This window comes from Cupriavidus basilensis (assembly GCF_008801925.2).
Classification (GTDB): domain Bacteria; phylum Pseudomonadota; class Gammaproteobacteria; order Burkholderiales; family Burkholderiaceae; genus Cupriavidus; species Cupriavidus basilensis.
In genome coordinates this window covers 3,174,807-3,200,207 of the sequence record NZ_CP062803.1, presented here as the reverse complement: position 1 = coordinate 3,200,207, position 25,401 = coordinate 3,174,807, and the positions used below count along the sequence as shown (strand labels likewise).

Annotated in this window: 22 protein-coding genes, 1 tRNA gene and 2 pseudogenes; 8 read left to right on the top strand and 17 right to left on the bottom strand. The window is 61.3% G+C overall.

Translation table 11 applies throughout. The features are described from left to right. Positions 1-22 precede the first annotated feature (22 nt). The 3 genes from F7R26_RS14750 to F7R26_RS14740 form a co-directional block, all read right to left on the bottom strand. Positions 23-523, bottom strand: coding sequence for a dihydrofolate reductase (locus tag F7R26_RS14750; RefSeq protein ID WP_150990799.1), 501 nt, complete (start codon positions 521-523; stop codon positions 23-25). Then, entirely contained in the window at positions 520-1,314 is a 795-nt protein-coding gene (locus F7R26_RS14745) for a thymidylate synthase (RefSeq protein WP_150990797.1), read from the bottom strand. Before F7R26_RS14745 ends, F7R26_RS14750 begins: the two co-directional genes overlap by 4 nt. Before the next feature lie 187 nt (positions 1,315-1,501). Beyond that, positions 1,502-2,200 (bottom strand): TerC family protein, encoded by a 699-nt coding sequence (locus F7R26_RS14740; RefSeq protein ID WP_150990795.1) that lies wholly within the window; start codon positions 2,198-2,200, stop codon positions 1,502-1,504. Between the two features lie 561 nt (positions 2,201-2,761). Between F7R26_RS14740 and egtD the strand changes: the two genes are divergently transcribed. Together egtD and F7R26_RS14730 are read left to right on the top strand one after the other, a co-directional pair. Beyond that, positions 2,762-3,862, top strand: coding sequence for an L-histidine N(alpha)-methyltransferase (gene egtD, locus F7R26_RS14735; RefSeq protein ID WP_150990793.1), 1,101 nt, complete (start codon positions 2,762-2,764; stop codon positions 3,860-3,862). A gap of 145 nt (positions 3,863-4,007) precedes the next feature. After that, entirely contained in the window at positions 4,008-5,267 is a 1,260-nt protein-coding gene (locus F7R26_RS14730) for an SUMF1/EgtB/PvdO family nonheme iron enzyme (RefSeq protein ID WP_150990791.1), read from the top strand. Positions 5,268-5,410: 143 nt separating this feature from the next. Here F7R26_RS14730 and F7R26_RS14725 read toward each other — a convergent pair whose 3' ends face one another. Further along, positions 5,411-7,354, bottom strand: coding sequence for a DEAD/DEAH box helicase (locus F7R26_RS14725; RefSeq protein WP_150990789.1), 1,944 nt, complete (start codon positions 7,352-7,354; stop codon positions 5,411-5,413). A gap of 1,121 nt (positions 7,355-8,475) precedes the next feature. Between F7R26_RS14725 and F7R26_RS14720 the strand changes: the two genes are divergently transcribed. From F7R26_RS14720 to F7R26_RS14710, 4 genes and pseudogenes are all read left to right on the top strand, one after another. Next, a tRNA-Arg gene (locus F7R26_RS14720) sits at positions 8,476-8,550 on the top strand. Positions 8,551-8,689: 139 nt separating this feature from the next. Further along, positions 8,690-8,905, top strand: a pseudogene (locus F7R26_RS41775) (Arm DNA-binding domain-containing protein); the annotation flags it as partial. Between the two features lie 136 nt (positions 8,906-9,041). Continuing rightward, entirely contained in the window at positions 9,042-9,218 is a 177-nt protein-coding gene (locus tag F7R26_RS41020; protein ID WP_241754327.1) for a phage integrase central domain-containing protein, read from the top strand. Beyond that, positions 9,215-9,565, top strand: a complete 351-nt coding sequence (locus F7R26_RS14710) for a hypothetical protein (RefSeq protein WP_150990785.1) — start codon at positions 9,215-9,217, stop codon at positions 9,563-9,565. Before F7R26_RS41020 ends, F7R26_RS14710 begins: the two co-directional genes overlap by 4 nt. A 25-nt stretch (positions 9,566-9,590) precedes the next feature. Here F7R26_RS14710 and F7R26_RS14705 read toward each other — a convergent pair whose 3' ends face one another. The 11 genes and pseudogenes from F7R26_RS14705 to F7R26_RS14655 form a co-directional block, all read right to left on the bottom strand. Continuing rightward, a complete protein-coding gene (locus F7R26_RS14705; protein WP_150990783.1) occupies positions 9,591-9,950 on the bottom strand; it encodes a hypothetical protein in 360 nt (119 codons plus the stop codon). 442 nt (positions 9,951-10,392) lie between these two features. After that, the gene (locus F7R26_RS14700; RefSeq protein WP_150990781.1) at positions 10,393-10,809 is read right to left on the bottom strand and encodes a GtrA family protein; all 417 of its coding nucleotides are present in this window, start codon (positions 10,807-10,809) and stop codon (positions 10,393-10,395) included. Further along, the gene (locus tag F7R26_RS14695) at positions 10,806-11,654 is read right to left on the bottom strand and encodes a class I SAM-dependent methyltransferase (RefSeq protein WP_241754326.1); all 849 of its coding nucleotides are present in this window, start codon (positions 11,652-11,654) and stop codon (positions 10,806-10,808) included. The genes F7R26_RS14700 and F7R26_RS14695 overlap by 4 nt, the downstream gene beginning before the upstream one ends. A gap of 58 nt (positions 11,655-11,712) precedes the next feature. Beyond that, the gene (locus tag F7R26_RS14690; protein ID WP_150990779.1) at positions 11,713-12,093 is read right to left on the bottom strand and encodes a hypothetical protein; all 381 of its coding nucleotides are present in this window, start codon (positions 12,091-12,093) and stop codon (positions 11,713-11,715) included. After that, positions 12,093-12,854 (bottom strand): class I SAM-dependent methyltransferase, encoded by a 762-nt coding sequence (locus F7R26_RS14685; protein ID WP_150990777.1) that lies wholly within the window; start codon positions 12,852-12,854, stop codon positions 12,093-12,095. The genes F7R26_RS14690 and F7R26_RS14685 overlap by 1 nt, the downstream gene beginning before the upstream one ends. 20 nt (positions 12,855-12,874) lie before the next feature. Further along, positions 12,875-14,842 (bottom strand): NAD-dependent epimerase/dehydratase family protein, encoded by a 1,968-nt coding sequence (locus tag F7R26_RS14680; RefSeq protein WP_150990775.1) that lies wholly within the window; start codon positions 14,840-14,842, stop codon positions 12,875-12,877. 1 nt (position 14,843) lies between these two features. Continuing rightward, a complete protein-coding gene (locus tag F7R26_RS14675; RefSeq protein WP_150990773.1) occupies positions 14,844-15,752 on the bottom strand; it encodes a transketolase family protein in 909 nt (302 codons plus the stop codon). Continuing rightward, positions 15,749-16,546 carry a transketolase gene (locus F7R26_RS14670; protein WP_150990771.1) on the bottom strand — a complete coding sequence of 266 codons (798 nt, stop codon included), beginning with the start codon at positions 16,544-16,546 and terminating at the stop codon, positions 15,749-15,751. The genes F7R26_RS14675 and F7R26_RS14670 overlap by 4 nt, the downstream gene beginning before the upstream one ends. A 66-nt stretch (positions 16,547-16,612) precedes the next feature. Further along, positions 16,613-18,439 (bottom strand): hypothetical protein, encoded by a 1,827-nt coding sequence (locus tag F7R26_RS14665; RefSeq protein ID WP_150990769.1) that lies wholly within the window; start codon positions 18,437-18,439, stop codon positions 16,613-16,615. A gap of 367 nt (positions 18,440-18,806) precedes the next feature. Then, positions 18,807-19,190, bottom strand: a pseudogene (locus F7R26_RS14660) (Tn3 family transposase); the annotation flags it as partial. A 358-nt stretch (positions 19,191-19,548) separates the two neighbouring features. Beyond that, complete coding sequence (locus F7R26_RS14655) at positions 19,549-19,881, bottom strand: DMT family transporter (RefSeq protein WP_150990767.1); 333 nt, start codon at positions 19,879-19,881, stop codon at positions 19,549-19,551. 289 nt (positions 19,882-20,170) lie between these two features. Between F7R26_RS14655 and F7R26_RS14650 the strand changes: the two genes are divergently transcribed. Further along, the gene (locus F7R26_RS14650; RefSeq protein WP_150990765.1) at positions 20,171-20,665 is read left to right on the top strand and encodes a hypothetical protein; all 495 of its coding nucleotides are present in this window, start codon (positions 20,171-20,173) and stop codon (positions 20,663-20,665) included. A gap of 10 nt (positions 20,666-20,675) precedes the next feature. Here the strand turns inward: F7R26_RS14650 and F7R26_RS14645 are convergent, their stop codons facing one another. After that, positions 20,676-21,878: a benzoate/H(+) symporter BenE family transporter gene (locus F7R26_RS14645; RefSeq protein ID WP_150990763.1), complete on the bottom strand. Its 1,203-nt coding sequence runs from the start codon at positions 21,876-21,878 to the stop codon at positions 20,676-20,678. A gap of 82 nt (positions 21,879-21,960) precedes the next feature. Beyond that, positions 21,961-22,887, bottom strand: coding sequence for an amino acid ABC transporter substrate-binding protein (locus F7R26_RS14640; protein ID WP_150990761.1), 927 nt, complete (start codon positions 22,885-22,887; stop codon positions 21,961-21,963). Positions 22,888-23,439: 552 nt separating this feature from the next. On the opposite strand from F7R26_RS14640, the gene F7R26_RS14635 reads away from it, so the two are divergent. Further along, the gene (locus F7R26_RS14635; protein ID WP_150990759.1) at positions 23,440-25,362 is read left to right on the top strand and encodes an ATP-binding cassette domain-containing protein; all 1,923 of its coding nucleotides are present in this window, start codon (positions 23,440-23,442) and stop codon (positions 25,360-25,362) included. Positions 25,363-25,401: the final 39 nt, after the last annotated feature.

Below are 25,401 nucleotides of genomic sequence, written 5' to 3'. Positions count from 1 at the left end.
AACTTGCCGTTTGAGGCGACCGTTATTCCTCGCCCGAGGGCGGGCGCTCGTACGTCACGAACGCGTAGTCGAAACCGTTCGCCTCCGAATGATGCCGCTCGCGCTGCGTCGCGATCCACTGCCGCGGGTCGATGGCCGGAAACACCGCGTCGCCTTGCACATCCGCATCGATTTCCGTCACCACCAGCCGGTCTGCGCTGGGCAGGGCCTCGGCATACAGCTGCGCGCCGCCGATCAGGAAGATCTGCGGGGCGCCCACGCATAGCCGCTGCGCTTCTTCCAGCGAGTTCGCCACGTCGCAGCCCTCGATGCGCAGGTCGCGGTTGCGGCTCACCACGATATTGCGCCGGCCCGGCAGCGGCCGGCCGATCGACTCCCACGTCTTGCGGCCCATCACGATGGGCGCGCCCATGGTAGTGCGCTTGAAGTGCGCCAGGTCCTCGGGCAGGCGCCAGGGCAGGGTATTGTCGCGGCCGATCACGCCGTTGCGGGCCTTCGCCACGATCAGGGTCAGCAACGTCATACGGCCACCGGTGCCTTGATGGCCGGATGCGATTCGTAGCCCACCAGTTCGAAGTCCTCGTATTTGTAGTCGAAGATGCTGTCCGGTTTGCGCAGGATCTTCAGTTGCGGCAACGCCATCGGTGTGCGCGCGAGCTGGGTTGCCACCTGCTCGGCATGGTTGCTGTAGATGTGGCAGTCGCCGCCGGTCCAGATGAAGTCCCCCACCTCCAGCCCGGTCTGCTGCGCGATCATGTGCGTCAGCAGCGCATAGCTGGCGATATTGAACGGCACGCCAAGGAAGATATCGGCGCTGCGCTGGTACAGCTGGCAGGACAGGCGGCCGTCGGCCACGTAGAACTGGAAGAATGCATGGCAGGGCGGCAGCTTCATCTGCGCGATCTCGCCCACGTTCCAGGCCGATACGATCAGCCGGCGCGAATCGGGATTGCTGCGGATCTGCGCCATCAGGTCGGCGATCTGGTCGATGTGGCGGCCGTCCGGCGTGGGCCACGCGCGCCACTGCGAGCCATAGACCGGCCCGAGCTCGCCGTTTGCGTCGGCCCATTCGTCCCAGATGCTGACGCCGTTGTCCTTCAGGTACTGGATGTTGGTCGAGCCCTTCAGGAACCACAGCAGTTCGTGAATGATCGACTTCATGTGCAGCTTCTTGGTGGTCACCACCGGGAAGCCTTCGCGCAGGTCGAAGCGCATCTGGTAGCCAAACACCGAGCGCGTGCCGGTGCCGGTGCGGTCGGCCTTTTCGGTGCCATGCTCTTGCACATGGCGCATGAAGTCGAGGTACTGTTTCATCGGCGCGGGTGTTGGGGAAAAGTGACGCGACAGCGGTGTGCGCGTATGGCAGGCAATCTGCTAACCGAATGGCAAATTGCTAAAGGTTTAGCATTTTATCGCAAAGCAAAACGGGCCGCCTTTCGGCGACCCGTTGCGACCCGTTTTCAGGTTTCAGCTAGCTCGGCGGCGCTGGCGCCGTCGCGCATTACTGCGCGGCCGTAGCCGGAGCCCGGCGCTTTTGCACCAGGTAGCCACCGCCCAGCACACCGCCGACGACCACCACGAACAAGCCGTAGTAGGCCAGCGCGTTGCTGTTGAAGAATTCCTTCACCAGCGGCTCGCTGACGATCATCTTGACTGCCGTGAAGGCCAGCACGCCGGCACCCACGAAGATGATCGAGGGGAAGCGCGACATCAGCTTGAGCACCAGGCTCGAGCCCCACACCACGATGGGGATGCTGATGAGCAGGCCCAGCACCACCAGCAGGAAGCTGCCGTGCGCCGCGCCAGCCACAGCCAGCACGTTGTCCACGCCCATCACCGCATCGGCGATGATGATCGTCTTCATCGCGCCCATCAGGGTGGTTGCGCCCGCGCCATGCTCGTCGCCATTGCCGTCATCGGACAGCAGCTTGTAGGCAATCCACACCAGGGCCGCGCCGCCGATCAGCAGCAGGCCAGGGATCTTGAGCAGCCACACCACGCCGACCGTCATGGCCGAACGGACCACGACCGCGCCGACAGTCCCCCAGATGATGGCCTTCTTCTGCAGGTGGGGCGGCAGGTTGCGCGCCGCCAGGGCGATCACGATCGCATTGTCGCCGGCCAGCACAAGGTCAATGACGACGATGGATAGCAGTGCGGTCAGGAACTGCATCGTGAACAAATCGGTAAACCATTCCATGAAATCTCCTCGAACAACGAATAGCTAAGAGCCGTGCGTACGCACCGGTTTGGCCTGGAGACATGATGTGTGGGAGCTTGGGGGCGCCTTTGCAAACCATGAAACCAGGTTGCAAAGGTCTTGCTCGACCGCTGATGTTACTTGGCGCGGTCAGCACAACCGGAGACTGTCAGTCCCGGAATGACGATTGTGCTAAGGGCATGGCCCCGGAGCTACTCCCCTTTGAGGGGCGATCCAATCCGGGCGAGCCCGAAGCAGATGCGCTGAAGCGGATTATAAACGATGCTGCGTATTTTTTGTGGGCGCCGTGGCGGCATTGTGGCGGCGTTGCCGCAGCGAATTTTTGTTGAACAAAGCGCACTTTCTGGTTTTCACTGCACGGAGGTTTTTGTGCAATGCGGTAAGCACACTCCGCGCTCGCCAGCTATCCTGAGAAGACTTGCATCGGCTGATGCGCCCCAGACGTCACCGGAGGCGGATCCCTTGCAACTCCCGCGCATGCCGTGACGTGCGGGCCCCTGGGGGTTTTATGCAGTGCCCATCGACCATCAAGGAAACGTCATGCCGGCAGTCCCGACCCCGCTGAATCCACTGAACGTACGCCTCAATCACTCCCAAGCCAAGCACAACGGCACCTCGGCCCTGAAACCCAACGGCCCTCCCGCCGGCAGCGTCGTCGTCGGCAACGGCCATGCGCAGCCGAACCCGGTGCCCCGGCTGGATTTCATCCAGCAGTACCACGAGGACAGCGGCGCGCTACGCGGCGAGATCACGCGCGGCCTGCTGGCCAGCGCAGCCAGCATCAGCCCCAAGTTCTTCTACGACGTGCTCGGCTCGCGCCTGTTCGAGGCCATCACCGACCTGCCCGAGTACTACCCCACGCGCACCGAGGCCGCGGTCTTTTCGGCATTTGCTCCCGCCATGGCCGCGCGCGCCGGCAGCGGCTGCGTGCTGATCGACCTTGGTGCGGGTAACTGCCAGAAGGCGGCCCGGCTCTTCGGCAGCCTGCAGCCGGCGCAATACGTGGCGCTGGATATCTCGGTGGAATTCCTGCGCGGAACGCTGTTCTGCCTGCAGCAGCAGCATCCGCAGATTCCCATGCTTGGCCTGGGCGCCGACCTGTGCGTGCCGCTCGACTTGCCGCCCGAAGTCAGGAGCGGGCGCCGCCTGTTCTTTTATCCAGGATCCAGCATCGGCAATTTCGCACCAACGCAGGCCCAGTCCTTGCTGCAGCGGCTGCGGGCCGCGGCGGACAAGGGGGATGGCGTGCTGATTGGCGTGGACCTGCTCAAGGACGAGCAGGCGCTGGTGGCCGCCTACGATGACCCGCTTGGTGTGACCGCCGCCTTCAATCGCAATGTGCTGCGCAACCTGAATCGCATCGTGGGCAGCGACTTCCAGCTTGAGGACTGGCGCCATGTGGCCAGCTTCGACCGCGAGGGGTCGCGGATCCAGATGCACCTGCAAGCTGAGCGCGAGGTCACCGTGCGCTGGGCGGAGGGTAGCCGCGGCTTTCGCGCGGGCGAGCAGATTCATACGGAGGATTCGTATAAATACCGGCCGGACGACTTCGCCGCCTTGCTCGAGGCTGCGGGCTTCGACGATCCGGTCTGGTGGAGCGATCCGCGCGGATGGTTCGCGGTGTTCCACGCCCGGGCCTGAGAAGCCACCGGGCACACCGCGAGGGGGCAGGTGGGGCTGGTGTCATAATGCCCGCATCTCTTCGGCGAAAGGTGCGGCGCATGGCGCACGCGGCTAGCCGGATCACGCAACCGGGTGCCAATCCCATTCTCTGGCAGGGTGTTCGATGAGCGGCTTTTCCATGCTTCCCGACCTTCATTTCAACGGCGGCAAGGCCGTCTGGGCCGATGCCCGGCGGCTGCCGCGCGAAGGCCTGGCGCAGGCGCTGGTGGAAGCGCGCAACCGCACCCTGGCCTGGCTGGCCGCTTTTGGCCAGACCCGGCGTGGCTGGGAGGTGCCTCGCCAGGATTTTTCCGACCCGCCGTTGTGGACGCTCGGGCATGTGGCCTGGCACGCCGAATGGTGGTGCCTGCGCGACGTGCGCACGCTTGAGCGCGATGGCGCCTGGCTGCAGGTGGCCAGCGTGCCGTCGTTGCTGGCCGGCGCGGACGAGTGGTTCGATCCCGATCGCATCGATCCCGATGCCCGCTGGGAGGTCACGCTGCCCGACGTGGCCGTGGTCAAGCGCTACGCCGCCGACGTGCTCGATGCCGTCCTGCGCCGGCTGGCGGCGCAACCCGATGATGGCGATGCCACGCTCTACGCCTGGCGCCGCGCGCTGTTTCACGAGGACCGCCAGGGCGAAGCCATCGCCGCGCTGCTGCAGGCGCTGGGCGTTGCTCCCGTGGAGCCTGCGGCCGTCCTGCCGTCGGTATCGGTGCCGCACGGCGGCACCTTGCAGTTTCCCGGCGGGCGCTTCATCCAGGGCTGGAGCGCGCCGGATGGCTTCGCGCTGCCCGATGAGTTGCCGTCGCAGCCTATCTATGTGCCGGCTTTCGAGATGGATGCCGCGCCGGTCAGCAATGCGCAGTTCCTCGATTTCGTAGAGGACGGCGGCTACGAGCGCGCCTCGTGGTGGTCGGCGGCGGGTCGCCAGTGGCTGATGATGCAGGATCGCTCGGCGCCGCGCTACTGGGCCCGCCATTCCGAGTCGCGGGCCTGGATGGCCTCGCGCTTCGGCAGCCTGCGCACGTTGAACCCTGACGAGGCGGTACGTCACGTCAGCTTGTTCGAGGCGCAAGCCTGGTGCGCCTGGGCAGGCCGGCGCCTGCCGACGGAAACGGAATGGGAGCTGGCTGCGGTCCAGGATCGGGGCGGCCTGCGCTGGGGCATGGTGCGCGAGTGGACGGCGACGCCGTATGAGCCCTACGCGGGATTCGAGGCGGACCCCGCGGATATGGAATACGTGTACTGCTTTGCCAGCCACCAGGCGGTGCGGAGCACGTCTTTCGCCAGCCCGGCGCGCCAGCGTCATGCACGCGCGCGCATGGCGCTGCTGCCCGAGGACGATTTCGCGTTCGTCGGCTTTCGCAGTTGTTCGATGTAGCGGGACGCTGGTTGCCCGTGGCGAGCGCCGCTGGTTGAGGCGGCCGAAAAAGGCGGCCAAAGAAAAAGGCACCCGAAGGTGCCTTTTTCTTTGGCTTTGCGAGAGATCACCGCCTTAGCGGTGAACCTGTTCAGCCCGGCAAATTAACGCTCGAAACGCGAGCGGCCGCCGGTGTTGCCGTTGCCGCTGCGCTGACCGCCGCCGAAGCTGCGGGGGGCGCCATCACGGTTGCCATCGCGGTTGCCGAAGCTGCGGCCTTCGCCGCCACGGTAGCCACCGTTGCCGCCATTGCCGGCTGCACCGCCGCCAAAGCCGCCACGATTGCCGTCGCCGAAGCTGCGGGGAGCCGCGCCGTCACGATTGCCGAAGCCACGATTGTCGCCGCCACGGTAGCCGCCGCCTTCGTTGTTGAAGCTGCGCTGGCCGCCGGCTGCGCCCTGGCCACGATAGCCGGTGCTGTTGCCATTGGGGTTGCCCAGGCTGCTGCGGTCGCCGAAGCCACGGTTGCCGTCACGGTCGCCGAACGGGCGATCGCCTGCGGGACGCGGGGCGCCATCACGGCTGCCGAAGCCGCGGCTTTCGCCGCCGCCGAACTTGCGGTCGCCAAAGCTGCGGTTTTCACCGCCGCGATAGCCGCCGCCATTGCTGTTGCCACGGTAACCACCGCGGTCACCACCCGGCTTGCCGGCGAAGCCCGAACGCGGCTTCGGCGAGCGACGCGGCTCCAGGCCTTCGATCACCGATGCGTCGACACGGTTGTTGGTGAAGCGCTCGATGCGCTTCCACTGGAACATGTCGCCGTGGTTCACCAGGTTGATGGCGACGCCCGAGCGGCCAGCGCGGCCGGTACGGCCGATACGGTGGACGTAGTCTTCCGCTTGCTTGGGCAGGTCGAAGTTGACCACGTGGGTGATATCGGGCACGTCGATGCCGCGTGCGGCCACGTCGGTTGCCACCAGGATGCGCAGGTTGCCGCGGCGCAGCGAGGTCAGGGTGCGGTTACGCGCGCCCTGGGTCATGTCGCCGTGCAGCGCGCCGGCTGCGAAGCCGGTGTCCGACAGGCGCTCGGCCAGCGAATCGGCATCGCGCTTGGTCGCGGTGAAGACGATGGCTTGCTTGAGCGTGGTGTCGCGCAGCAGGTGGTCCAGCAGCTTTTCCTTGTGCGACATGTCGTCGGTGAAGTGCAGGCGCTGTTCGATATTGCTTTGGTCGGCGCGGGTCGCGGCGATTTCGATGCGTTGCGGATCGCGCAGCTGACGCGAAGCCAGCTGGGCGATGCGGCCGTCCAGCGTGGCCGAGAACATCAGCGTCTGGCGGGTAGCCGGGGTAGCGGCAACGATGGCGTCGATGTCGTCGGCGAAGCCCATGTCGAGCATGCGGTCGGCTTCGTCGAACACCAGCATGTCCAGTTGGGACAGGTCGATACGGCCGGCTTCAACGTGGTCCAGCAAGCGGCCCGGGGTAGCGACCAGGATGTCAGGCATCTTGGACAGCGCGGCGAGCTGCTTCGGGTAAGGCATGCCGCCCAGGATGCTGGCGCAGACGATGCGGCGCAGGTGGCGGCCGTACTTGGCGGTGGCTTCGGTAACTTGCAGGGCCAGTTCGCGGGTCGGGGTCAGCACCAGCAGCGCGGGTTGCGCCGGCGACGGACGGGGGCGCTTGCCCTTCATGCGCTTGACCGGATCGTCCGAACGCGGGCGATTCGGCGAAGCCTTCTCGCTGATGCGCTGGATCGCCGGCAGGATGAAGGCGCCGGTCTTGCCCGAGCCGGTCTGGCTCGACACCAGCAGGTCGCGGCCAGCCAGGAAGGCGGGGATCGCTTGTGCCTGCACCGGGGTCGGCGTGGTGTAGTTCAGTTCAACCAGGGCGCGAAGAATGGCTTCTTCGAGGCCGAGCTTGGCGAAGCCGTTCTCGGCATTGATGGCAGCAGCGGCAGGCGCCACGGCGGCTTCCGGGCTGAGGATGGCGTCGAGCTTGTCGAGCGGGCTCGGTTCCTGGATAGCGGGGGTGGCGATGGCTGCGGCTTCGATCGATGCGTCGGCGGCGGAGGCAAAATCTTGCTCCGCACGAATGTCGTGCTGGGTCATGTCGTAATTTTCTTTAAATGCATGGCACCCCATGCCGAACTAGCGAACAGGGGCGGGCGCAGTGCAAAGTCTTAAAAAGGCTTCGGCGCCAATCGGTGAGGCCGTTACGACAGACACAGCTGGCAGTACGGCGGCAGGCAGGGTGGCACCGGGCACAAGGCCGGGCGACAGTCCCTGGCAGGCAAACAGCTCTATAGAGCTATTCAACAGGATCGGAGACGAGGCGACGTCGGTGAGAAATGCGTTCTGTCGGGTATCACCACTTGGCCTTGATGCAGCAAACAGCACGGCAACATAAAGCAGGCCAGTCGGCGGGACCGGGGAGCAGAGCTTGAGAGCGGGGGCGGTATCGCCTGCCGGAAGAACCCGGCTGGCGTGTTGCACAACTCACAGTGCGAACTCACGGCGCGAATTATAGCAGAAACAAAAGTAAAGTTGTTGCACTGCGATAGGAATTCCTTTCTGAGCCTTTCTGAGTCCGAAATGCGAGTTTCTGAGCGCCATCGCGCACTTTTTCTGGAATTTCCCCCGCCGCATTCAAAGTTGCATCCGTGGGCTGCCTGCCTATACTGAAGCCGTCGGGCACACGGTTGCCCGGCAAGGTGGCGGACCTGGAATACCCGCTGACCTTCCTCGGCGCTTTGCTTTAAGTGCTGCTAGCCGCTGATATCGCGGCAGTCGGCGTCACTGCCAGCTTTCCTTCGACTCTCCGGGTGGTCCGGAGGGACGTCCGCGTCATGGGCGGAATCATGGGAAACGCTGCTTGCAACGACTGTTGCCGCGATAGCGCCGGCGTTGACCTGGAAGGTCCGGACCGTCCGCAACCAGCCCGCCAGTTTCCTGGCGGGCTTCTCGTTTTATGGGCTGGCGGTTCTGCTAACCGCGCTGGGTGCAGGCCAGCGGTGGCGGGGTGCTGGTGCCCGAGCGCTGGGACGGGCGCCGCGACGGCGGCTACGGCAAGAACGACAAGGGCTATCACTGTCCCCCGGGGCACGCCAAGAATGGCGAGTGCTGAAGAGGGGGCGGCGCGTTTCTTGGGCGGTGAGGATTTTGATATACTCCGGCCTGCTCCGGGATCCGCGCCGCCAAGGCGCGCTCACCGATCCGGGAGTGTCTATCGTCTCGCCGTAGTTCAATGGATAGAACACGCGCCTCCTAAGCGTGAAATGCAGGTTCGATTCCTGCCGGCGGGACCACAATATAGTCCGCAGAGGTTCTCTGAAGTTCTTTCTTCTCAAGTAAATCAAGGCTTCGCGGGCTTTCGGAGTTCGCCAAAGTGCGCCATTGGTCGCTCGCATCCGCCATTTTTCGAGGCATCATTCGTGGCACCGGCCAATGCCACATTATCCAGTGCCACGAAAAAATGCCAAAGCGCGTAGAACCGCAGTCTGCTATGAAGCTCCGCAATGCGAAGCCGAAAGAGAAGCCTTACAAGCTGGCTGGGGGGGCGGTCTCTTTCTAGAGGTAACGCCCGACGGTAGAAAGCTATGGCGTTTTCGCTATTTCCGGCCGTCCGGCAACGAGAACCGACTGGGCTTCGGCGTCTATCCTGAGGTGCCGCTCGCGCAGGCGCGCGCGCAACGCGACGCCGCCCGGGCCGTGCTGGCCACCCGGCCAGGATCCAGGCGCCGCGAAGGTCGAGCAGCGCCGCGCGGTCGAGATCGCCGCGGGCAATTCCTTCGAGGCGGTGGCCCGCGACTGGTATGCCACCCAGAAGAGCAACTGGGTCGAGTACTACGCCGGCAAGGTGATCGCCTCCCTCGAAAACGACGTGTTCCCGGTCATCGGCGTCATGCCAATTGCTGACATCAAGGCGCCGGCGCGACTGGATATGCTGCGCAAGATCGAGATAAGTGGCGTATGAGACACTACCAAGCGCGTCCTGCAATGCGCGCGGTGTTCCAGTACGGGATCATCCACGGGGCTTGCGACCGTGACCCGGCGGCCGACATCGACAGCGCCACCGCGCTGAAGGGTGCGCCGGTTACGCACCAGGCGCGCGTGTCGCAACTCAAGCTGCCGCAGTTGCTGCTCGACGTCGACGCCTACCAGAGCGATGCCGTGACCCGCCTGGCGCTGCAGTTCATGACGCTCACCTTTGCCCGGACCACCGAGATGATTCAGGTCGGCGACAAACTCGGAGCCGGATGCTTCAGCTTCGCTGGTCCGGTGATCCGCAGAGGTTTCGTGTCCATGGTGGGTAGTTCCTGAAATTATTGGTCTTGAATAATTCGGTCTAAACGCGTCGGAACTCGACGACCCAGACCCATGGGTTCTCGTCCCACGCTCCAGCGCCGTTTATGTCATCCCAAAGGGACGCGTAGCCGGTCGTGGGAAACTGGACACAAGAGCCGGCGGCGTACGACAACCATCCCTCACCGTCGCGATCGATGCCTTCTGCCATCGCGTCAGCCTCGCTACAGTCGTTCAGGCGCTCGACGCGCACGCCGATAATCGCCAGCATGAGGCGGCAAGCGGCAAGCGGCAAGCGGCAAGCGGCAAGCGGCATGTGGATGCTCGGCTTCCTGGTGATGGTTTCCGCCGGCGGGATGTTCTGAATGCGGCGGCCCAGACTGCCTCGGCCAGCCCCCGCCATCCATAACTGCTCGCAGCTCGTTGATCAGCAGCTTCCGACTTCCAAACACGCTCGAACGCTTTAGGGTCAAAATCCACGCCCGTAATCAGCCTAGTCTGGCTGGGTGTGCTGGCCAGCAGGATATCGAGCTTGTGCCGCAAGTGTTTCACCGACGCTCCGACGAATACCGTCATTCGCCGTCTCCGTGGCAGCCACTGTCGTTATCCGCGGTGCCGCGGCCAACGGCTACCTGCTGGGTATTCGCGCCGTCGACGAATTGTGGTTTTTTCTGAAAAGCCAGAATAGCGCTGTGTTCGTGGGCGTCGCTGAGGAGGGTGGCCGGCCTGAAACAACCACTCGCGACTTAATGTGAGCGCATGAAGGCGATCCGGGCCGTGGCTGCCGGCTGGCCGCCGAGCGTCTAGGCTTCAGTGCCCGGCATGCCAGGCGGCTGGACTTGCGACTAATGCCCGCCGGTTGATCCGGAGCCGGTCCCGTTGCTTTCCCGCCGGCCCGTGAACACCATGCGTGATAACACCAAGTAGGACACCATGGCCATGAAGGGCGTGAGAATCAGTTGCCCCAGGATCGGCTCGTCAATCCATCGCTTCAGCAGTGTCAGGCAAATCAGATTGACGACGTAGATAAAACCGTACGTCATGACAAATCGGGGCAATCTGGCAACTGTCAAGTCTCGGAAGGCATAGCCTCCCAACGTGACGAAATTGAATGCGATGCCCATGACGATGCCGACGATCAGCGCCAGCCAGGGCTGTGCTCCGAGCAGAATGGCCCCTGAATACACCAGCCAGCCAAACAGGGAGTTGAATCCGCCGGCAATCAGGAAACGAATAAAGGTGGCGTGGCGTTTGAGATTCATTGTTGAGGGCGGTAACCAAAGGACAGCATGTTGCCGACATTAAAGCTCAGGTTCATGTCGGCCATGCCGATCGCATCCAGTCCTTTGATCATGTTTTGCTTTAGTCCGACGCCAAAGGGTAACAGTCGCACCCAGTAGCGCAGCGCATAGCGGTTCTGGAAGCTGCGGACGACGATCGAGTCAAAGTTATTGCGCTCTAGGAGATGCCGGATGCTCTTTGGCGAAAACAGTTGCATGTGTTCGATATCGATGATGGGCGACCGCTTGCCGAGTAGTCGATTGATGCCACTGCGATAATCGTGCGTCACTAGTGCGATGGCTCCGCCGGGCCTGAGCAGGCGGCTCGCCGCCGATACGATTTCATGTGGGTCTCTGACGTGCTCCAGGGTCATGAAGCAACAAATGAAATCAAAGCTCTCGGGCTGAAAATCCGACTCTCTGAAAATAGCCTCGGTGAGCCAGCCTTGTCGATGGGGCGGCGCTGCCGCAATCGCGGCCGACGACGGCTCGACGCCCAGCGTGACCTTGAATCCCTGGGACTGGAGGACATCCAGGAAAATTCCTGTACCCGCCCCAATCTCTAGCGCTGACTCCTTGCTTTTGAGGCGACTTAACACCGGAAGGACGGCCTTGCCGTAGGCCGCTGCTGCATCGTCTGCCTCCTGAGCGCTATCGAAGCTGGCGATGTGATAGGCCTGGGCCAGTATCAACTGGTCCGGAGGATCATTGGCATACACCAGATCGCACGTCGGGCACTGAACCAATTGATGATTCATAAATTCGGGCAGCTTGCGCGAGGCGAAACTGAATGCAGACATCAGTGCAGGATTGATGTTCTGTTTCATGAACAGCTTCGCCTCGGACGATTGCGTGCCACAGACTGGGCAAGATCGACTGGTCATATTAATTTGTCTTGGTTAAGCTGTTATTTGGGGGCATAGCAAATGGCCCTATAAAAGCCGAAATCCTTTGCACCTGGATCAGGCTTGGTCTCAAACCGTATTGCAATGGGATGTCATGCAGGGGCAACGCGCCCGCGACAATCATTTGCGCGGGGCCTATATAGGCGCAGTGCGGCACTGGTAAGCCTTGATGAAGCTTGACGGGCATCCATGCCGCCTGCGGGCTCACTCCGGCAACGGTCCAAAGGGGGGGGGCGGATAACGCCGCCGATTTGCCCGGAATGTCAGCAAACAAATATTTTCTTCTGCACAACGGAATAGCCAGGGACAGCCCAAGTCCAGCCAGGACAAAAGCCAACAGAACGCCTAGCGTATCTGCCATCACTCGTATTTCCTTGCCCGGACAAAGTAGCCAAGCGGGTCGTCTTTTGAGCCCATTCCCAGCCGAATAGAGATGTGCGCGGCAATGATGAATCCCGTGGCGAGCACACCGCAGAGCGGCGACAAGGGTAGCTTCCAGCACATGGACCATATCGGTCTGTCGATCCGCAACAGCCTGATTGTCAGTACCGTCAACTTGTTGGCGATTGCTGCAATGTCATTGCCACGTTCACGAATTTCGATGTCTGCGAAACCGTTCTGGACAAACAATCTCTGCAGACGCTCGCGGGTAAACCGATGGTAATCATGCGGCAAGTGGTGTTGCCGAGCTGACCAGGGCACCGTGAGCAACATGACGCCACCGGGCTGGAGAACCCGTGCCATTTCGCTGACCAGGAGTTGCGGGTCCTCCGAGTGCTCTAGCACTTCGATGCAAAGGGCGCATTCAAAGGTGGCGTCGTCGAACGGCATCAGCCGCCCATCGTAATAAATCACATCGGCACGCTTGCTACCCATTCCAAATTCATCGGCATGCCCGACATCGATACCCTGATAGGTCGTTGAGGCCGGTAACCAGGCACGCCAGGGCGACTGGCCGGCACCCACGTCGAGGACCCGGCCGCTGGCCCGCCCAAGCGCCGGGCGAAGGTATTGCACGATTGTTCCCAACTGGAGATCGATCAAGCATCGGAGCCGGAACAGGAAAGGATTGGTGACCGGTGACTTGACTGAAATCGGCTGAAAACCTTCTTTCCGGTGCATGTTTCCGGATCCAGGCTGCGTCATTTGATGGCCTTCCCATCAGGCAACAGGTCCGTGGCTTTTCCATTGCGGATCAGTGCGGAGCGGATCAGGCGCGGCCTGCCTTTGACCTCGACCATGATCTTGGCGACGTATTCACCGACCAGGCCAATGGCAAAAATATTGAAGGAGCCGAACATCAGGATGGCGATCAATAAGGTGGTGACGCCACGTGGCGCGATATCCGGACTGAATATGCGCAAGGCGGCAACAATGACAGCCGCAACCGTGGAGACACCGAGCGCAATGACGCCGGTGGAGGTCAGCAAAGTGAGGGGCGTGTTACTGAAAGAAAAGATCCCCTTCTTCGCCCAATCAATGTTCTTGACGAAGCTGTTAGTGGTGACGCCAAACATACGTTCGGGGCGCACATAATCGACACCGGTTTGTTTGAAGCCGACATAGGCGCGCAAGCCGCGTACAAATAGATCGCGCTCGGGGCAGTTGAGCAACCACCCCACGACGCGTCGATCCAGCAGCGAAAAGTCGCCGGCGTCAAGCGGGATTGGGACATAACTGAACATTGCGAAGATGCGATAGAAGAGTTTGTACAACATACCCCAGTGCCACGGCATATCACGCTTGATGCGACGGCCATAAACAACGTCATAGCCTTCTTTCCACTTGGCGTAGAATGATTCGATCAACTCCGGTGGGTCTTGCAGATCACCATCCAGCAACACCACAGCGTCTTTTGTGGACAATTCCATTCCACTCCGGAAGGCCATCTGGGAACCGAAGTTGCGAGAGTGCGTGATCCCCAGGACATGTGGATCCCTTGCGCTGATCTCATGGATCACCTGGGCGCTGTCATCCGGGCTGCCATCGTTGACGAAAATGATCTCGTAATCGATCTCGAGCTTATTGAACGTCTCTGTCAATCGACGGTGCATGACCGGAATCGCCTGGCCATCCTTATAGCAGGCGATGATGGCAGACACGCTGCGCTTGCGCGTACTGAGATTCTTCTTGGTCGCCGATTGCATCGCGTTGCCTCTAAGTTGCTTCACCCAGTCGGCTGTGGAACGCAACCCGTCAACCAATCCGATCTCGGCCTTCCAACCCAATTGCTCGCGCGCTTTGCGCGGATTCGAATACCATTCGGCCAGATCCCATATGCGACCTTCCATGGTGTTGAATTGCGCTTGTTCCTCGATCTTGAATTCGTCGCGCGTGATCCGAGCCAAATCGGCAATGGTGGTTTTGGTCCCACTTCCAATGTTGAAGCTTTCGCCGTACAGGTCGGGATGCATCTTTGCCGCCGCCATGATAAATGCGGCACAGACATCATCCACATGGACGAAATCACGCGAGGTGCGCGGGTCGACGAAGGGAGGCAGCTTGCCGTCCAGTGCCTGGCGCAACAAATTGGGTATCAACCGCGAGGTGTCTTCCAGCGGCCCGTACACAGAGTAGAGACGCAAGTTCACGCAGGGAAAACGACTATGCTTGCCCAGGAATCTCAGGTAGCTGGCTGCCGCCGCCTTGGAGACTGCGTAGGGACTGTTGGGCTCGCACACACTGTCTTCTGACGGCGCAGCGCAGTTGGTGCCGTATTCGGAAGAACTACCGGCATGGATATATGCAGCAACCGATTGCCGCGCGAGACAATCGGTAAAACTGACCAGCGATTGAAAATTGGTTTGATAGATCAACGTGGCGTCTTGCTCGAAAGAGTAAGCACCATAGGCCATGCAATCGAAAATCGTCTGCGGTGCAATGCTGTCGGCCAGGTTTTTCGCTGCCGCATAGTCATTGAAATCCACCGCAATGACTTGCTCATCCTTAACATCCGCCAGCCGCCAGTTCTTTTCCCGACGCACTACCGCAAACACGTCGTTGCGTAAAGCGTTGATGGCGTGGAACAGGTTCGCGCCCACGAAGCCAGATGCACCGATCACCAGAATCGGTCCGCGCAGGGCGCGTATGTATTCGTGCATTTCGGACATGTTAGAAAATTTCGAGAGCGGCGAGCACACTGCGTGCGTCCAGCTTCGACTGACTTCGAAGAAAGCTCTGGGAGCCGTATCGCTCAAAATGATGAGCGCGGGCATAAAAATGCTTGAAGCAGGGCACGGGTATTTGCTGCTCCACCAAATAAAGCAGAAGTTCGGAAGCAAAGCCGCCACGTTGCACATGCTCCTCGGCAACGCACAGGACGGAGGCACGCTTTATTTGAGCGATTAGTTCCGCCGGCATCGGCGATTGCGAAATGGGCAACTCCGCGACGGCCCAGAGGTTGGGGCGCTGCCCGGCCGGCAACTTCTCGAACGCCTCGATATAGGTGCTGGCAAGCGGCCCCACGGCAATCAGCAAAGGCCCATCTCCGCAGGTCAATTGGCGCCAGGGTGCATAGGCTGGAACCGGATAGTCTTTAGGTTGTTCACCCCGACCCATTCGTATGTAGGAAGAGCGGGGGGATGCGCCGGCATGTGCAACCACCGCCTCCATGTCCTCGTCGAAAACGGGGACGTACACCGACATGTTCGGTAACGCCAGCATTACCCCATAGTCTTCAATGGCATGATGCGTGGGGCCCATGACGCCGTAACCATAGCCGCCCCCATTGCCGATCAGCTTCACAGGCAGTGCGTGGAAGGCAATGTCGTTACGGATCTGTTCGAATGCTCTCGCGTAGATAAACGGCGCGATACTGTAGATCCAGACATCCAGACCCTGCCTTGCCAACGCAGCAGCAACCGATGCCATATTCTGCTCTGCGACCCCGGCGTTGATGAATCGTGCCCCCATCGTCGCCTGCAGCGGTTCGAGCGCCATGAATCCCAGATCTCCGGTCATGAAGATCATGTACGGATTGACAGCGCGTTTGGCAAGGGCATCACAAAGTTGTGTTCTCATTGCGCACTCAACTCCAGTGCCAGTTCCGCCATCGCCTTGTGGAATTTTTCTTCGGTGAGGGGGAGGTAATGCGAATCCATGCGGTTCTCCATGAAGCTGACGCCCCGGCCCTTCACCGTGCGCAAGATGATGATTCTCAGGCGCTCTTGAGTCGCAGCAAGGGCGCTACGAATGGCGCTGGGGTCATGGCCATCAATGATCTGCATATCGATGTCAAACCCTTTCAGCTTGTCCCAGAGCGGGGCCATGGAGGCCACATCGCTGGTCGAACCGAAACCCTGCAAATTATTGTGATCGATCAACACCGTCAGGTTGCTCAGGTTCTGGTGCCGTGAAAATATCAGGGCCTCCCAGGTGGAGCCTTCCTGCCACTCCCCGTCTGAGGTCAGGCAAACGACCTTCGCGTTGCTGCCTTTGAATCGGAACGCCAATGCAGTGCCCGCGGCGAGAGACAAGCCATGGCCCAGGCTTCCGGTAGCAAAGGGGATATCCGCAATCCCTTTTGCTGGTGGGTGGCCGGCGAGCAAGGTGCCATCCTTGTGGAACAGTTTCAAATCCTGTTCGTCAAGTCGTCCAATGCTCCACAAAGCGACATACAGCGCCCCTGCTGAATGCCCTTTCGAAAGGATGAATTTGTCGTCGGCGCCAAGGTACTCATGAAAAACGATCAGTAAGGCATCAAGTGCAGACAGATTTCCTCCAATATGCCCAACGCCACTTTCGAAATGCATTTGAAGCAGTCGCTGACGCGTGCGGATCATCTCATCAGTTGTTAATAACTTTTTGCTGTCCATCTTGGGGAGTTTTTAATTATCCAGTCGAGTCAAAGGAGTTCAATGCCATAAACCATTGAAACTGGTCTAGTTGACAATAAATAATGCAATATCCGAAAGATCAATCAATCCTTTCGTATCCATTTTTTCCACGGAACTGCTATGAACTTCCAGCCAGCTACGGACATCTGCTCGGGGGTCAGTTCCGGTTCTGTCGATGTAGGCGCGGGTTTCAACGGAGGTAATATCAAAAACACACCAGCTTTCGCCTTTTCTGAATTCTGACAGTATTCGCTCATTGGAGAAAAAGAATAGGGGGCGCACTAGGCCAACGACCTCATCAAAGCGGTGGCCCACCACGTAGTTAAGCAGCGGAACATAATCCATCGCCATCATGCGCTTTTTCGCGCAGTCATTCTTTTGATAAGCCTCAATCAGCTTTTCCATTGCAGCAGAGTAGCCGGGGAGGGCCGAAAGGCCCCGCATTGGTGACACCTGTATCGGCTTGATATTGTCTGAGAAAATACGTTGATTTTCGGTGTGGTCATAGAACAGCGAAAACAGCGCAATCATGCCAAAACACAAAACACAAAACACCTTGTGTGCCCAGCGGCTGAAAGCACTTTCATCCAGGCCGGCACCGCATATGAAAATGATCGCGAGAGCGCAGGCGGGGCCAGCGTAGAAAACCATTCCCTGGCTGATACCTGTATTGCTGCCAATGCCGGTCGCAATTTGTAAGGTAACAATACCGGCAGCCGCGATCACCAGATCGCGATCAAGTCGTGCATGACGGGAAGGGTTTGTATGGGTGCCCGTCCGTTTCCTGAAAAACCAGGCACCTCTTAATGAAAAGAAGTAGTAGGCAAATGCGGCAAGCAAGACATGGAAAGCAAAAGCTCCAGGGAGCGCACTGATCCAGAGGCCCTCATCACTGAGCAGAAATTTTCCACGCCATGGGAAAGCATGACCCAGTTGTATTGGTCCGTTGAAATAAATCGTGCTAATGACGTAGGAACCCAGGTTGTACAAGAAAAACGCCGCCAAGAACGAGCACAACAGAAAACCAATCTTATTCAACTTCGCAAAATAACCGAACAGGAGAAGGCAGCACGCCGAGAAGAGCAGAATTTCCCCGTAATATCTGAAAATCAAGAGCAAGCGAGCCAGAAAATGGGAGGTGTCACCACTATGCGCTTTGGGCGCCGAAAAGAAGATGGAGGGGCCCACGGCATTGATATACCAGGTCCATAGACATGCACTGCACAGAATATAGACCAATAAAACAAGCCTGCTCCGGTAACCGAGTACCATGGAAAAGATAATCCAGGCGACCATGGTGGCCGCAACAACGGCGTGCATAAAGCCGGAAATCGCCAGTAGGATACCTGAAACGAAGAGTAGCGCTATATTTTTTCGATCCGCCGCTGCATTTCCTGCGATAAAGGCGGCAAGCCCGAGCATAAAGAAATTCAAGGTCAGGCTGTTGGGGCCTTGTATCGTGTAAAGGTAAACTCCCGAGCAAGCAGATACCGCAACCGGTGTGACGTAGGCAGGGGTGTGTTCCTTCTTCAACGCCGTGAAGAGGGCAAAGGAGGAAATGGCGCAGAGGGCGACGTTGAGAAATCTGAACCAAAAGATCTCATGAAGCCCAACGCGCATGAAGACGGCATTGATCAGATAATTGGGCGTTTGCGGTAGCGCCAGGTGATCAAGTCCAAAACCATTGGCGACCTGCCACGACAGCGTCAGAAAAAGTCCGTCATCGCTTGACAGGCCGACCGCGCGTCGTGGCATGACGAAAAATGCCATGACACATACCGTCACCAAAGGAATCAGCCACGGAAGAAGCTGCTGATAATTTTTATCGGACAGTAACCTGTGCAGATTCAATGGATTGGTTCTTGTTTGCATCAAATCCGTCAAGCATTATTTGAAAAATGGCTCATCGTACTGGGGGCCAGGCCTAAGCCCAGTCTCTCTGTTCTCATTCTTTAGCCCCTTGAGAGCATCTCTTCGCCTTGGCCTTGGCCTTGGCTGGCCACAGCAAATATCGCTGCAGATCTGTGTCTTGAGTCGCCAGCGATGCCGCCAATAGAGACCTCTTGCTGCCAAGATGTCGCTTGTCTTGGGAAGGCTCGGCAAGATTATCACTTCATCGCGAGGCTTTGGTCCAGTCCTAGGGGTTCACTCGAAAAACGACGCCGAAAATGGAGCCAATGTGACTTAGACCGAAGAAGAGGGTTGACTGGGATTCGCAAAAAATACGTCGCATCTAAGCCTAAGATACTGATTTGAATGAGAAATTGATGGTCGGGTCGAGGGGTGGAACGGGGTGCTGCAGGTCCCACGGATAGTCCCCGGGTCGGTTGATGTGATCCCGCCGGTACGGCGACGTCCCCTTGAGCACGTCGGCGTCGACCGGATTTCCTTTCTGTTGCAACTCCTTTAGTTTGCGCGACGTCCACTGCACGTTGTGCAGGATCACCATGTTCGCGACGAGGTGGTTGTATTTGACGACCGTGCGTTGCTCGCGTCGGACGTTCTCCGCGATCACGCCTTCGCCGCCGAACAACAGTCATTGCGCGAAATCGTTGAACTGTTCGCTCTTGTTGGTCGCCGCGCGAATCGTGCGACGTAGCTCCGGATCGTTGAGATACTTTAATGGTTAAATTTGTTAAGGACTTCGAGTATTCCAATATCAGCCTATTGAGCGCGAGCAGCAACGCCTCATGAGCGAGAGAATTCGCACCGTCCTCGTCCGCCGCAGGGCGCCGCTCACAGCCCACAGGTTGTAAATCTATTTTACAACCAATTCGTTGTAACCCCCGATAATCTCAGTGTTGCGCTTTAGGGGCACGAGAAAGGGGTGCTACGCCTATTCATAATACATATTACCGCGAAATAAAAGGTTGTGGCCGATTTTAGGATTCCTGCCGGCGGGACCACCCCACGGTCTCAGCGGTCCATCAAAGCTCCCCTAGTTGAAATGCAGTGGCTTGCCGCCGCGCGGCGCATGCGTCTCAGTGCGTCCCCATCTTCGAAAACAGCTGAATTACCGCCACCCCCGCAATAATCAGCCCAATCCCCACCCAGGCCGCCAGATCCGGCACTTGCCGATACAGCATGCTGGCGATCAGCGTCACGAGCACGATCCCCGCGCCGCACCAGATCGCATAGGCGATGCCCACCGGCACGGTCTTCATGACCTGCATCAGCAGGACGAAGGCGCTGACATAGCCGGCCACGACCAGCACGCTTGGCCACAGGCGCGTGAAATTCTCGGCAGCCTTGAGGCTGCTGGTGGCAATGACTTCGGCCGCGATGGCGAGGGCCAGTAGTACATAGGCATTCATGGATGGGTCCTTGACGTTGGCTGTCGCTGGGGCCACATTTTCCCATAGCTGCCCGGCGGGCCTTGCCAGGTGTACAGTGCAAAGCATGGTCGAGGCCGCTTTGCGGGCTGACGATCCCTCCTTTCAGGTGGTTGTCCCTTGCCGGGATGCCATCTTCAATCGAGGTAGAGCGCGTTGTTCAAGCGCCGGTAGTGCGGAGCATCGTTGTGGGGTGGTCGCGGTAGCCCCGACCAGCTGGCAGTTGTGATAAAGCCAGCGGCGGGTGAGTCAGGTTCGCAGGGGGAGCGCCATGAAAGGCGAGGATGAGGTTCAGACCGTGTGGCCGCAGGTGGATGGCCAGACGACGGGTCAGGGGCTCTGGCAGAACACGATTGCCGCAGCGGATGTGGCACTGGAAGAGGCGTCGCGCATACAGCGAGGCGTGCAGCACAACCTGAAGCTCCAGCAGGAGGTGAGGGCGCTGCGCGAGGAGTTGCGCAAGGCGCACGGCGAGCTGGATCGCTACCGTGGCATGCACGCGCGCGTGGTGGTCGGCATGCGTCAGCTGGAGGAGGACAACGCCGGCGAGATTAGCCGGCTGCGCGCCGAGAGCGAGATGCTGATGGTGCGCCACCGGGTCTACAAGCTGCTCTCCGAGCACTATGCGCTCACCGCGCTGCGCTTTGATCCCGCTACGTTTGCCGAGCACCGCGACCGGGTGCTGCAGCACATCCTGTTCCAGCGGCGCAAGGGCACGCCGGTCTCCGGGATCGGCGCCGCGGACATTGCTTTCCTGCTGCTGTGAGCGCTCGCGCTTAGCCTGCCTTGGCGGCAGTACGCGGTCGCAAGACGATCAGAGCCAGCATGCCGCCCACCACGCCCCAGAAGGCCGACCCCACGCCGGCCAGCGTCATGCCTGAGGCGGTGATCATGAACGTCAGCAGGGCGGATTCACGCTCGGCCGGCGCTTGCATGGCCGTGGTCAGGCCGCTGGCGATCGAGCCAAGCAAGGCAAACGCAGCCACCGCCACGACCAGCGCTTTGGGGAACGCTGCGAACAGCGCGGCGATGCTGGCTGCCAGCGCCCCCGCAACCAGATAGCCGATGCCACAAACCACCGCCGCCGTATAGCGCCGGTTGCGGTCGGGATCGGCTTGCGCGCCGGTGCAGATGGCCGCGGTAATGGCCGCCAGGTTGATGCCGTGCGAGCCGAACGGGGCGAGCAGGGCGGAGGCGATGCCGGTGACGGTGATCAGCGGCGAGGCCTGTACGTGATAGCCGTCGGCGCGCAGCACCGCCAGCCCGGGAATGTTCTGTGACGCCAGCGCCACGATGAACAACGGTACCGCGATGCTGACGAAGGCTTGCAGCGAGAACGCCGGCGTGGTCCACACCGGCTTGGCCAGCGCGAAATGGAACGATTCGAAATGCAGCTGGCCAAGCGCGCCGGCCAGCGCCACACCCGACAGCAGCACGCCCGGCACCGCGTAGCGTGGCCAGAAGCGCTTGCCCAGCAGGTACAGCGCGAACATCACCAGCAGCAGCAAGGTCTGATGCTGGGCTTGCACGAACACGTCGACGCTGATGCGGAACAGGATGCCGGCCAGCAGCGCTGAGGCAATGCTGGCCGGCAGCGCGCGCATCAGTTTGTCGAACCAGCCGGTCATGCCGGCGGCGGTCATCAGCACCGCCGCCATGACGAAGGCGCCGATGGCCTGCGCGTAGGGCACGCCGGGAAGGCTGGCGATCAGCAGGGCGGCGCCAGGGGTGGACCAGGCAACGACGATGGGCGCCCGCGTCAGCAGGGACAGTCCGATAGTGGTCACGCCCATGCCGATGGACAACGCCCAGATCCACGAGGCGACTTGCGCGTCCGATAAATGGGCTGCCTGGCCGGCCTGGATCATCAGCACCAGCGAACTGGTGTAGCCGGTCAGCATGGCGATCAGCCCGGCGACCAGGGCGGAGACGGAGAGATCGGTCAGCTTCAGGGGCGTGGTGGATACAGGGCTGGACATGGGGCGGCACGCGACGCGACACGTGCGGAAAAAGCGGCTGGGCCGCCATCTTCGCACGAGTTGCGCCGTTCGGGATGCGCGCTCAGTCGGCGACCTTGTCGCTGGGGAACTTGAAGGAATCGCGCAGCAGGTAGCTCATCGGGATGTCGAGGTTGACCCCTTGCGGCGGGATCGGCGACTGGAACCACTTCTTGTAGAGCTTCTGGGTATCGAGCGAATAGATGGAGGCGACCAGGGTCTTGTCCACCAGCCGCTTGAACTCGGCGTCCTGTTTCGACAGCATGATGGCGTAGGGCTCGATCGTCAGCAGCTCGCTGGTGACGGTGTAGCGGGCCGGGTCGCGCGCATTGGCGCGCAGGCCGTAGAGCAGCACGTCGTCCATCACGAAGGCGTCGGCCTTGCCTTGCTCGACCATGGCGAAGGCCTCGGCGTGGTCCTTGGCTTCCACCACGTGGATCTGCATGGCGCCGGAGCCGTTGATCTGGCGCACCACCGCGAGCGACGTGGTGCCTACCGTGGAGACGACCGTCTTGCCGCGCAGGTCGCCCAGCTTGCGGATGCCGGAGTCGGTCTTGACCAGCATGCGGCTGCCGGCGATGTAGTGGGGAATGGTGAAAGCAACCTGCGCGCGCCGCTCGCGGTTGTTGGTGGTGGAGCCGCATTCGAGATCGGCCTTGCCGTCGACGATGGCGGCGATGCGGCTGGCCGGCGTGACAGGAACGAATTCCACTTTGAGGCCCGGGAGCCGGAGCGCGCCGCGCAGGGCGTCGGCCACCCGCAGGCACAGGTCGATGGCATAGCCGTAGGGCTTGCCGTCGGCCACGAACGAGAACGGCACCGAGCTCTCGCGGTGGGCGATGCGTAGCACGCCGGTCTGTTCAATGCGCTGCAGCACTGGCGTGCCGCCGGACTGCGCGGCGGCGGGCATGGCGCCGGTGGCGAGTGAAAGCGAAAGCAGGGTCGACAGCACAAGCAGCAGCGGCAAGCGCTGCGCACACGGATGGATCATGGAATTCCCCGTACAAAGAAAAAGGCATCAAGCGGAATTGGCGTTGGGTCGCCTCTCACCGGTTCGGACCGGTTCTTGTATTGCTGCCGTTGTGCTGCGGCCTGCCGGCCGCCGGCCATTGTTCCATGGGGGAAAGCGGCCCGGCAATCGTCACGGCGGGGGGTGTTGCGCGGCGCGCAACAGGCGCGTGGCAGGCGCATGGCAGACGTGTAAGCGCCAGCGCCGCTGGGGGCGTTGACGGGACTTTCCCTTACGGACTTGTACGACTAGAGCCAGTCCGGGGCGCTTGCTATGCTCCTTCCCGTGCCTTGCGAGCAGGGCACCGAGGAGAGACTCTTGGGCCCGCGCGAGCGCGGGCCCTTCTTTTTTTGTGGCGGCCGAGGGCCAGGGGTTTGCGCCGCCTCCGGCGAGGGCGGGCGCCGGTGGTCTACAATGCCGGCTACCTGGCTCCCCGCCGCCCGGTTGCTGTCCGGCGCGCGGCCGCGGGTTCAAGCCGCTTGAGTTGCCGCCTTGAACGGCCTCCTTTTCGCTGTCTCCTTTCGTATTGCTCCCATGGCCCTGTTTTCGATTTCCGACGCCCAGCTTGCCTTCGGGCATGTGGCCTTGCTCGACCATGCCGACTTCTCGCTGGAAGCCGGCGAGCGCGTTGGCCTGATTGGCCGCAACGGCACCGGCAAGTCGTCGCTGCTCAAGATCGTGGCCGGCCTGTCCGCGCCGGACGATGGCCTGATCGCCCGCCAGAGCGGTGTGACCTCGGCGTATGTGCCGCAAGAGCCGCAGTTCGAGGCGGGTGTGACCGTGTTCGACGCCGTGTCCCAGGGCCTGGGCAAGATCCACGACCTGCTGGTCGCCTATGAAGCGGCGCTGGCGGGGCTGGACGATAACCATGACGAGGATTCGCTGGCCGAGCTGCACCGGCTGCAGTCGGAAGTCGACGCCGCCGGTGCCTGGGGTTTGCGCACGCGGGTCGAAACCACGCTGGCGCAACTCAGCCTGAGCGCCGATGTGCGCGTGGATGCGCTATCTGGCGGCATGCAAAAGCGCGTGGCGCTGGCGCAGGCCCTGGTGGCCGAGCCTGACATCCTGCTGCTGGACGAACCGACCAACCACCTGGACGTCGAAGCGATCCGCTGGCTGGAAGACCTGCTGCTGGCATTCCGCGGCAGCGTCCTGCTGATCACCCACGATCGCGCCTTCCTGGACCGGGTGGCCACCCGCATCATCGAACTCGACCGTGGCCGGCTGATTTCCTTTCCTGGCAATTTCGCTGCCTATCAGGCGCGCAAGGCCGAGCTGCTGGCCGCCGAGCAGGTCGAGCAGGCCAAGTTCGACAAGCTGCTGGCGCAGGAAGAAGTCTGGATCCGCAAGGGCGTGGAAGCGCGCCGCACGCGTAGCGTGGCGCGTATCCAGCGCCTGGAGACGATGCGCACGGACCGCGCGGCCCGCCGCGACGTGCAGGGCAACGTCAAGCTGGAAGTGTCGCAAGGCGAGCGCTCCGGCAAGATCGTTTCCGAGTTGACGGATGTCAGCAAGGCCTTCGGCAGCAAGATGGTGGTGCGCGACTTCACCGGCACCATCATGCGCGGCGACAAGGTCGGCCTGATCGGCGCCAACGGCGCGGGCAAGACCACGCTGCTGCGCCTGATCCTGGGCGAGCTGGCGCCGGATGCCGGTACGGTCAAGAACGGCAGCAACATGCAGGTGGCGTATTTCGACCAGATGCGCACGCAGCTGGACCTGGAGCGCTCGCTGGCCGATACCATCAGCCCTGGCAGCGACTGGGTCGAGATCAACGGCCAGCGCAAGCACGTCATGAGCTACCTCAGCGATTTCCTGTTCGCGCCGGAGCGCGCGCGCTCGCCGGTCAAGTCGCTGTCCGGTGGCGAGCGCAACCGCCTGCTGCTGGCGCGCCTGTTCGCGCGCCCGGCCAATGTGCTGGTGCTGGACGAGCCGACCAACGACCTCGACATCGACACCCTGGAACTGCTCGAAGAACTGCTGCAGGACTACAGCGGCACGGTGTTCCTGGTGTCCCACGACCGGGCCTTCCTGGACAACGTGGTGACCTCCACCATCGCCGCCGAAGGCGACGGGCGCTGGCGCGAGTACGTGGGCGGCTACTCCGACTGGCAAGTCCAGTCGGCGCGCAGCGCGGCCATGCAGGACGCGCGCGGTGGCGAGGGCAAGGCCGCAGCGGAAACCGCGAAGCCGCGCGAAGCCCGCGCGGCCAACCGCCTGGTCAAGCTGTCGTACAAGGAACAGCGCGAGCTGGACACGCTGCCGGAGCGTATCGCTTCGCTGGAAAGCGAGCAGAAGGCCGTTGGCGCACAGCTGGCGGACGGCTCGCTGTATGTGAGCGACGCGGGCAAGGCCGCGCAACTGGCGGCCCGCCACGACGAGATCGACCTGGAACTGCTGGAGGCGCTGGAGCGCTGGGAAGTGCTGGAAGCCAAGACCAAGGCCGAGGCGCAGTAAGGCCGCTACGGCTGTGGCTCGGCAGGGGGCCGCAGCCGT

Coding starts and splice junctions, on each gene's coding strand:
- egtD (WP_150990793.1), top strand. CDS start 2,762: ATGCCGGCAGTCCCGACCCCGCTGAATCCACTGAACGTACGCCTCAAT.
- F7R26_RS14705 (WP_150990783.1), bottom strand. CDS start 9,950: ATGGCGGGGGCTGGCCGAGGCAGTCTGGGCCGCCGCATTCAGAACATC.
- F7R26_RS14695 (WP_241754326.1), bottom strand. CDS start 11,654: ATGAAACAGAACATCAATCCTGCACTGATGTCTGCATTCAGTTTCGCC.
- F7R26_RS14665 (WP_150990769.1), bottom strand. CDS start 18,439: ATGCAAACAAGAACCAATCCATTGAATCTGCACAGGTTACTGTCCGAT.
- F7R26_RS14750 (WP_150990799.1), bottom strand. CDS start 523: ATGACGTTGCTGACCCTGATCGTGGCGAAGGCCCGCAACGGCGTGATC.
- F7R26_RS14730 (WP_150990791.1), top strand. CDS start 4,008: ATGAGCGGCTTTTCCATGCTTCCCGACCTTCATTTCAACGGCGGCAAG.
- F7R26_RS14710 (WP_150990785.1), top strand. CDS start 9,215: ATGAGACACTACCAAGCGCGTCCTGCAATGCGCGCGGTGTTCCAGTAC.
- F7R26_RS14700 (WP_150990781.1), bottom strand. CDS start 10,809: ATGAATCTCAAACGCCACGCCACCTTTATTCGTTTCCTGATTGCCGGC.
- F7R26_RS14725 (WP_150990789.1), bottom strand. CDS start 7,354: ATGACCCAGCACGACATTCGTGCGGAGCAAGATTTTGCCTCCGCCGCC.
- F7R26_RS14740 (WP_150990795.1), bottom strand. CDS start 2,200: ATGGAATGGTTTACCGATTTGTTCACGATGCAGTTCCTGACCGCACTG.
- F7R26_RS14645 (WP_150990763.1), bottom strand. CDS start 21,878: ATGTCCAGCCCTGTATCCACCACGCCCCTGAAGCTGACCGATCTCTCC.
- F7R26_RS14650 (WP_150990765.1), top strand. CDS start 20,171: ATGAAAGGCGAGGATGAGGTTCAGACCGTGTGGCCGCAGGTGGATGGC.
- F7R26_RS14670 (WP_150990771.1), bottom strand. CDS start 16,546: ATGGACAGCAAAAAGTTATTAACAACTGATGAGATGATCCGCACGCGT.
- F7R26_RS14635 (WP_150990759.1), top strand. CDS start 23,440: ATGGCCCTGTTTTCGATTTCCGACGCCCAGCTTGCCTTCGGGCATGTG.
- F7R26_RS14655 (WP_150990767.1), bottom strand. CDS start 19,881: ATGAATGCCTATGTACTACTGGCCCTCGCCATCGCGGCCGAAGTCATT.
- F7R26_RS14680 (WP_150990775.1), bottom strand. CDS start 14,842: ATGTCCGAAATGCACGAATACATACGCGCCCTGCGCGGACCGATTCTG.
- F7R26_RS14675 (WP_150990773.1), bottom strand. CDS start 15,752: ATGAGAACACAACTTTGTGATGCCCTTGCCAAACGCGCTGTCAATCCG.
- F7R26_RS14690 (WP_150990779.1), bottom strand. CDS start 12,093: ATGGCAGATACGCTAGGCGTTCTGTTGGCTTTTGTCCTGGCTGGACTT.
- F7R26_RS14640 (WP_150990761.1), bottom strand. CDS start 22,887: ATGATCCATCCGTGTGCGCAGCGCTTGCCGCTGCTGCTTGTGCTGTCG.
- F7R26_RS14685 (WP_150990777.1), bottom strand. CDS start 12,854: ATGCACCGGAAAGAAGGTTTTCAGCCGATTTCAGTCAAGTCACCGGTC.
- F7R26_RS14745 (WP_150990797.1), bottom strand. CDS start 1,314: ATGAAACAGTACCTCGACTTCATGCGCCATGTGCAAGAGCATGGCACC.